This window comes from Candidatus Desulfatibia sp. (genome assembly GCF_036446775.1).
Classification (GTDB): domain Bacteria; phylum Desulfobacterota; class Desulfobacteria; order Desulfobacterales; family UBA11574; genus Desulfatibia_A.
On the sequence record NZ_JAZFTO010000101.1, the window covers coordinates 1 to 5,953 of the forward strand.

At 47.4% G+C, this 5,953-nt stretch carries 8 protein-coding genes and 1 pseudogene; all 9 read left to right on the forward strand.

What is annotated here, in order from left to right; translation table 11 throughout:
• The first annotated feature begins 52 nt into the window (after nucleotides 1–52).
• Nucleotides 53–1,561, forward strand: coding sequence for a catalase (locus tag V3S16_RS04750; protein WP_413883528.1), 1,509 nt, complete (start codon nucleotides 53–55; stop codon nucleotides 1,559–1,561).
• Between the two features lie 82 nt (nucleotides 1,562–1,643).
• On the forward strand, nucleotides 1,644–2,405 hold the full coding sequence (locus tag V3S16_RS04755) for a GAF domain-containing protein (RefSeq protein WP_413883529.1): 762 nt from the start codon (nucleotides 1,644–1,646) through the stop codon (nucleotides 2,403–2,405).
• Between the two features lie 77 nt (nucleotides 2,406–2,482).
• Nucleotides 2,483–3,256: an ADP-ribosylglycohydrolase family protein gene (locus V3S16_RS04760; protein WP_413883530.1), complete on the forward strand. Its 774-nt coding sequence runs from the start codon at nucleotides 2,483–2,485 to the stop codon at nucleotides 3,254–3,256.
• Between the two features lie 48 nt (nucleotides 3,257–3,304).
• Nucleotides 3,305–3,595 (forward strand): BrnA antitoxin family protein, encoded by a 291-nt coding sequence (locus tag V3S16_RS04765; protein ID WP_413883531.1) that lies wholly within the window; start codon nucleotides 3,305–3,307, stop codon nucleotides 3,593–3,595.
• 68 nt (nucleotides 3,596–3,663) lie between these two features.
• On the forward strand, nucleotides 3,664–3,984 hold the full coding sequence (locus tag V3S16_RS04770; protein WP_413883532.1) for a hypothetical protein: 321 nt from the start codon (nucleotides 3,664–3,666) through the stop codon (nucleotides 3,982–3,984).
• Between the two features lie 12 nt (nucleotides 3,985–3,996).
• Nucleotides 3,997–4,236 (forward strand): CueP family metal-binding protein, encoded by a 240-nt coding sequence (locus tag V3S16_RS04775; RefSeq protein WP_413883533.1) that lies wholly within the window; start codon nucleotides 3,997–3,999, stop codon nucleotides 4,234–4,236.
• Between the two features lie 126 nt (nucleotides 4,237–4,362).
• Nucleotides 4,363–4,746, forward strand: coding sequence for a DUF302 domain-containing protein (locus V3S16_RS04780; RefSeq protein WP_413883534.1), 384 nt, complete (start codon nucleotides 4,363–4,365; stop codon nucleotides 4,744–4,746).
• A gap of 161 nt (nucleotides 4,747–4,907) precedes the next feature.
• A complete protein-coding gene (locus tag V3S16_RS04785) occupies nucleotides 4,908–5,546 on the forward strand; it encodes a TenA family protein (RefSeq protein ID WP_413883535.1) in 639 nt (212 codons plus the stop codon).
• Nucleotides 5,547–5,649: 103 nt separating this feature from the next.
• A pseudogene (locus V3S16_RS04790) lies at nucleotides 5,650–5,953 on the forward strand (hypothetical protein); the annotation flags it as partial.

The following is a 5,953-nucleotide window of genomic DNA, read 5'->3' on the forward strand; positions in this document are numbered from 1 at the left end:
GTTCGGCAACCGCTGCTTAACGCAAAACATAATAGTGAAATGGAGGTGTAAAATGTCTGAGAAAAAAGTCCTCACCAATAATTTCGGCACGCCTGTTGGCAACGACCTGAATACTTTGACAGCCGGCCCGAAAGGTCCTGCTCTGATGCAAGATGTTCACTTGCTGGAGAAACTCGCCCATTTCGACCGTGAACGTATTCCAGAACGGGTAGTACACGCTAAAGGCGCTGGAGCCTACGGCTATTTTGAGGTCACCAATGACGCGAGCAAGTATACCAAAGCCAATTTTCTTTCCAATGTAGGGAAGAAGACCGATCTTTTTGTCCGATTTTCTACAGTAGGTGGTGAAAAAGGATCTGCCGATTCTGAACGGGACCCCAGGGGATTTGCCGTTAAATTTTATACCGAAGAGGGGAACTATGATATGGTCGGGAACAACACACCGGTATTTTTTATTCGCGACCCCCTGAAATTCCCGGACTTCATCCACACCCAAAAAAGAAATCCTGCCACTAACCTTAAAGATGCCGACATGTTCTGGGACTTCCTATCGTTAACCCCGGAATCAATTCATCAAGTTACTATTCTCTTTTCCGACCGGGGCACACCTAAAAGCTATCGCCAAATGAACGGATACAGTAGCCATGCCTTTATGTGGTATAACGAAAAAGGGGAATACTATTGGGTCCAATATCACTTCAAGACCGAGCAAGGGATCCAGACCTTCACAGGCGAAGAGGCGGACCGCATGAAAAGCATTGACCCTGACTGTGCGACCCGTGACCTCTATGAAGCGATAGCTCGGGGTGAATATCCATCTTGGCGGCTAGAAGTACAGATCATGACACCTGAGCAGGCCAAAGATTATAGATTCGACCCGTTTGATATCACCAAGGTATGGCCACATGCAGATTTTCCGCCCATTGACGTTGGTCGCATGGTCCTGAACCGAAATCCGGAAAATTATTTTGCCGAAGTAGAGCAGTCGGCATTCTCTCCCGGCAACTTTGTGCCCGGCATTGGAGCTTCTCCCGACAAAATGTTGCAAGGAAGACTTTTTAGCTACCACGATACCCATCGACATCGCCTAGGCGCTAACTACCATTTACTGCCGGTTAACTCTGCCAAGGCTTGCCCAATACACAACTATCAGAGAGACGGGTCCATGCGCACTGACAATAACAGTGGTGGCGGCCCGAATTACTGGCCTAACACTTTTGGTGGACCAGATCCCAAACCCGATGCAGTAGAACCACCATTTGAATTGTCTGGCAAGGCGGATCGCCATGCATACACCCTTGTTGATGATGACTTTGTCCAGGCAGGTGATTTGTACCGTAAAGTGATGACAGATCAGGACAGGACAAATCTGGCAAACAATATTGTGGGGCATTTGAAAGGTGCTCAAACTCGCATCCAATTACGCCAAACCGCACTTTTTTACAAGGCAGACCCGGAATATGGCAGCAGAGTTGCCGAAGGACTGGAACTTGATGTGAAAAAAATCGAACAACTTGCCGGTATGTCCCAAGAAGACCGCGTCAAGGCCACAGAAGCATAAAGCAGACGTGGCACAACCGGCCGCTTAGGTCTGTACGGTGGGCATGTAGCCTCATCCTATGCAGTGGCACTTCAATTCAATATTGTTTCTGCCGGAGCCCAACGCGGCACCGGCAGCTGAGCTTTGTGGGTTAGGAGAAATGGTAATGTTAATAAATGAAGTTCAGATAGAAATCCCAAAAGCTACTCTGGAAGCCTGGCAAGAAATCGTTGATATTTTGGCTGAAATAGTTGAAATCCCAGCCGCTCTGATTATGCGATTAAGCGATCCTGACATTGCGGTTTTCGTTTCAAGCAATGGCGAGGACAATCCTTACCATCCCGGAGACAAGGAGAAGTTATATGGCTCCGGCCTGTATTGTGAAACGGTAATCAAGACACAAGATAAACTTCTCGTTCCTGACGCCTTGGAGGATGTAAATTGGAAAAACAATCCGGATGTTGAGCTAAACATGATTTCCTATTTGGGATTTCCCATTCTATTACCAGATGGGAAACCATTTGGCACCATTTGTGTTTTGGATAACAAGCGTAATGAGTATTCAGAAAATACTGAGAAACTCATGCTTAAGTTTCGTAGCCTGATAGAATCGCATCTTGAAATCATCTATATGAATCAAAATCTTGGCGACAAAAACAAACGGCTGACAGACTATTTGATGGAGCTTCAAGCCCTGCGGGGTTTGATTCCTATATGCGCAAACTGCAAGAGCATCAGAGACGAACAAAACATTTGGCATCCTATTGAGCATTATCTTATTCGGCATCCCGAAGCGGACTTCAGTCACAGTATTTGCCCGAAGTGTATGGAAAAGCTTTATCCCCAAATTAATAATGGCTCCTAACAACCGCATCAACACGGCAAAAGCCTGTCGGCTTTTGTCACAGGTGATGCCCAGCGTTCGACTGAAGAGAAAGAAACATGATCGGAGCTATCGCCGGAGATATAATCGGGTCAGTTTATGAGCACTACCCCATAAAGACGAAAGACTTTCCTCTCTTTGGTCCCCGCTGTAGGTTTACGGACGACAGCGTTTTGACTGTTGCCATTGCCGATTCGATTATTAATGACCGTTCATATGCAGAGTCGGTACTAGAGATTGGCAGGCGTTATCCCGGTGCTGGATACGGAGGTTCATTTATGCAGTGGCTTCATAGTCATGATCCGCAGCCATACAACAGCTGGGGAAATGGTTCTGCAATGCGTGTAAGCCCCGTCGGTTTCGCATTTGCCACAGAAGAAGAAGTCCTTTACCAAGCGAAAAAGACAGCCGAGATATCACACAACCATCCGGAAGGAATCAAGGGAGCGCAAGCGACCGCTCTTGCAGTCTTTCTGGCACGGACAGTTCACGACAAGGAGGAGATACGAAAGCAAATAACACAACGGTTCGGATACGATTTGGATCGCGGGGTGGGTGACATACGACCGACTTATACATTTGATGTTTCTTGCCAAGGAACAGTGCCGGAAGCAATCATCGCTTTTTTTGATTCCCAGTCATACGAGGACGCGATACGCAATGCCATCTCGCTGGGAGGTGACAGCGACACCCTCGCATGCATAGCGGGAGGTATTGCCGAGGCGTTCTATGGCGCAGTTCCGTCCCACATCCAAATAAAAGTGAAGGAGTTTTTGACGCCAGACCTGTGGGCGATAACCGAAACCTTTTGCAGGAAGTACAGAGAAAAATAGTCCAACAAAAGATTCAGGCGGACGCCAATAAACACGCGAGAGAATATTATGAAGAAAAAACCTGATCACATAAAACAAGAAGATTGGGATGCCGTGGAATCTCCACCGCTTTCTAATAAAATACTGTCTAGGATGCAGCCTGTTAGGAAGGCACATTCCAATATGCCGTCACGGGTGCGTGGGCCACAGAAAAAACCAACCAAGAAACAGCTTACCATTAGACTTAACCAAGAAGTCGTCGAATACTTTAAATTACAGGGGAAAGGCTGGCAAACAAAGATCAATGAAGTTCTCACTGACTACGTGCATTCACATAACGAAAACGACCCCGGCATTTAACCTGTCAGTGCAGTTGACAGCCAGGACCGCGCGGCTTGAGGACTTCCCGCCAACCGTGGGAAGGATAAATGAGAGCAAGCTACGGAGGAAAACAGATGAAAACTCTATTACTATCCATTATTCTTTTTATTGTGGTGAGCCCGCTGTTTCCAGTGTATGCCTTCCAGGGCAATGAGGATCCAGTTGAAGCCACATTGAATAACGTTGACGCCATTCGAGCCATGGCAATCGCCAACCAATGGAGGTGGTCCAAACAGGACGTCACGAGTTACGTTACCCCCTGGGAGGTGGTATTTAAATTTTCTAATGGAAAACTTAAAAAGATTCCGCTTCAAATAGAGAAAATGTTAGTTGCTGTAGCTCCCTACATAAACCGGACTCATAGATGAACAGTTCATTACATGTCCTCCTGTCAGGGGGAATTGGCCGAGATGGAATTTTATGTGAAAGCTATTGACCAAGATGGAAATGTCTTGGTTGATGCGACTATCGCCACCTTGCGAAATGGTTTTTTTGAACTCTGGTTACCTAGAAACCGGAGGATTGAGCTGAGACTTCAGGGATTTAATCGAACAACTAAAGGTATAATTGGAACGTTCGGTGACAGCAATACCTGTATAACCACGTTTCAATTGAGATAAAAAAAGAATTAAGAGAACTTTTATCTTCAGAAGAAATAGTAAAAGGAGATTAAGCCTAACAGGGCATTACGAACAACTAATAAGGGCTGAAACTCAATTCAACAAACAATTGAAGGAGGCTGGTATATGAAATATATCGTCGAAACCGAGAAATCAGTAGAGCAGGCCGTAACCGATTTGCAGGAAGCTGTGAAAAGACACAATTTTGGAGTGCTACACATTCACAATCTGCAAGAAACTCTGAGGAAAAAAGGCGTAGATTTCCCCAATGAATGCCAAATTCTTGAGATTTGCAATCCTCAAAAAGCCAAACAAGTGCTGACCGATGATATGAGCATGAACATGGCATTACCATGCCGTATCTCTGTATATTCAGAAGAGGGTAAAACAAAGATTGGAATGATAAGACCTAAAGCGCTATTGGAGGCTTTGTCAAATTCAGAATCTCTAATGAATGTTGCTGAAGAGGTGGAAGCTATCACAATACAGATGATTGAAGAAGCAAAATAAGCCTAACCCAAATACGTCTAACAAGGCTATCTAGCCGACAGCTGATCGCTGCGGCTGAAGACCGGCGTGTGAAGGAAATGAGGTCAAGTTTACTTTTGACCCATGAGGAATGCGGAACTTATTTATGGACGTTATATAATAAAGGGACAAGTGAGGGAAAAATGGCCTTATCAACCGATTTGTGGCAAACCAACCATGATTTAGCCCTGGACATTCTAAACCAGTCTTTTGTTCAGGGCCTGGCCGACGGCCGCCTTTCGCGGCAGTGCTTTGCCTATTATGTCGGCCAGGACGTTTTTTTCCTGAAAGCGTTTGCCCGTGCATACAGTATTGCGGGAGCCAAAGCACCTGACTGGGATGGATTTTGCAGCCTGCATGCCCTGGCCGGCGGCGTGTTGGAAGAACTGCAATTGCATGAAAAGTATGCGGCCGAATGGGGTGTTGACGTCATTGACGTCGAACCGGGTGTGGCGACCCGTCGTTATACCGACTTTTTGCTGGCTACCGCCTGGGCCTATGAAACCGGCACAGCCTTAACGGCCATGTCCCCATGCATGCGCCTGTATGCCTATTTAGGGCAGCAACTGGAGCAGCTAAGCCCACCGGAACATCAGTATATCGACTGGATTCGAACTTACAGCAGCCGGGATTTCGGGGAACTGGCACACCAGTTGGAACAACTGGCGGACCGATACGCTTCCGACACCCCCCTGGTTCGCACCACCTACCGGTACGCCATGGAATGCGAGCGGGATTTTTTCCAGGCGGCCTATGACAGTGTTAACCCGGATATTGCCTGAAATGTAAGGATTTCCTTCGAAAAGAGTGAGCGCAGGCTATGGCTGCCAAAAACCGGAACGCGACTCCGGTATCTCTGCCACTTGTCACCACTAGGATGCCACCATGAAACCGAGAGTAAGAATAGCTACAGCCCGGACCCCGGACGGCGGCGAGATGGTGCTTTATCAGCATGACAGTGATTTCTCGATCGAGATCAACGGTCAGGAGTTGATGCACAGTCGCCACCATGAGTCGGAACTGGAGCTGGCGCGGCTGGGTTGTGCGCATCTGGATGGGCGCAAGGCGCCCAGCATACTCATCGGCGGATTGGGTATGGGCTATACCCTGCGCCAGGCTCTCGACATGCTCAGCCCCCACGCTCAAGTGGTGGTGGGTGAACTGTTGGGTGCTGTAGTCGAATGGAATC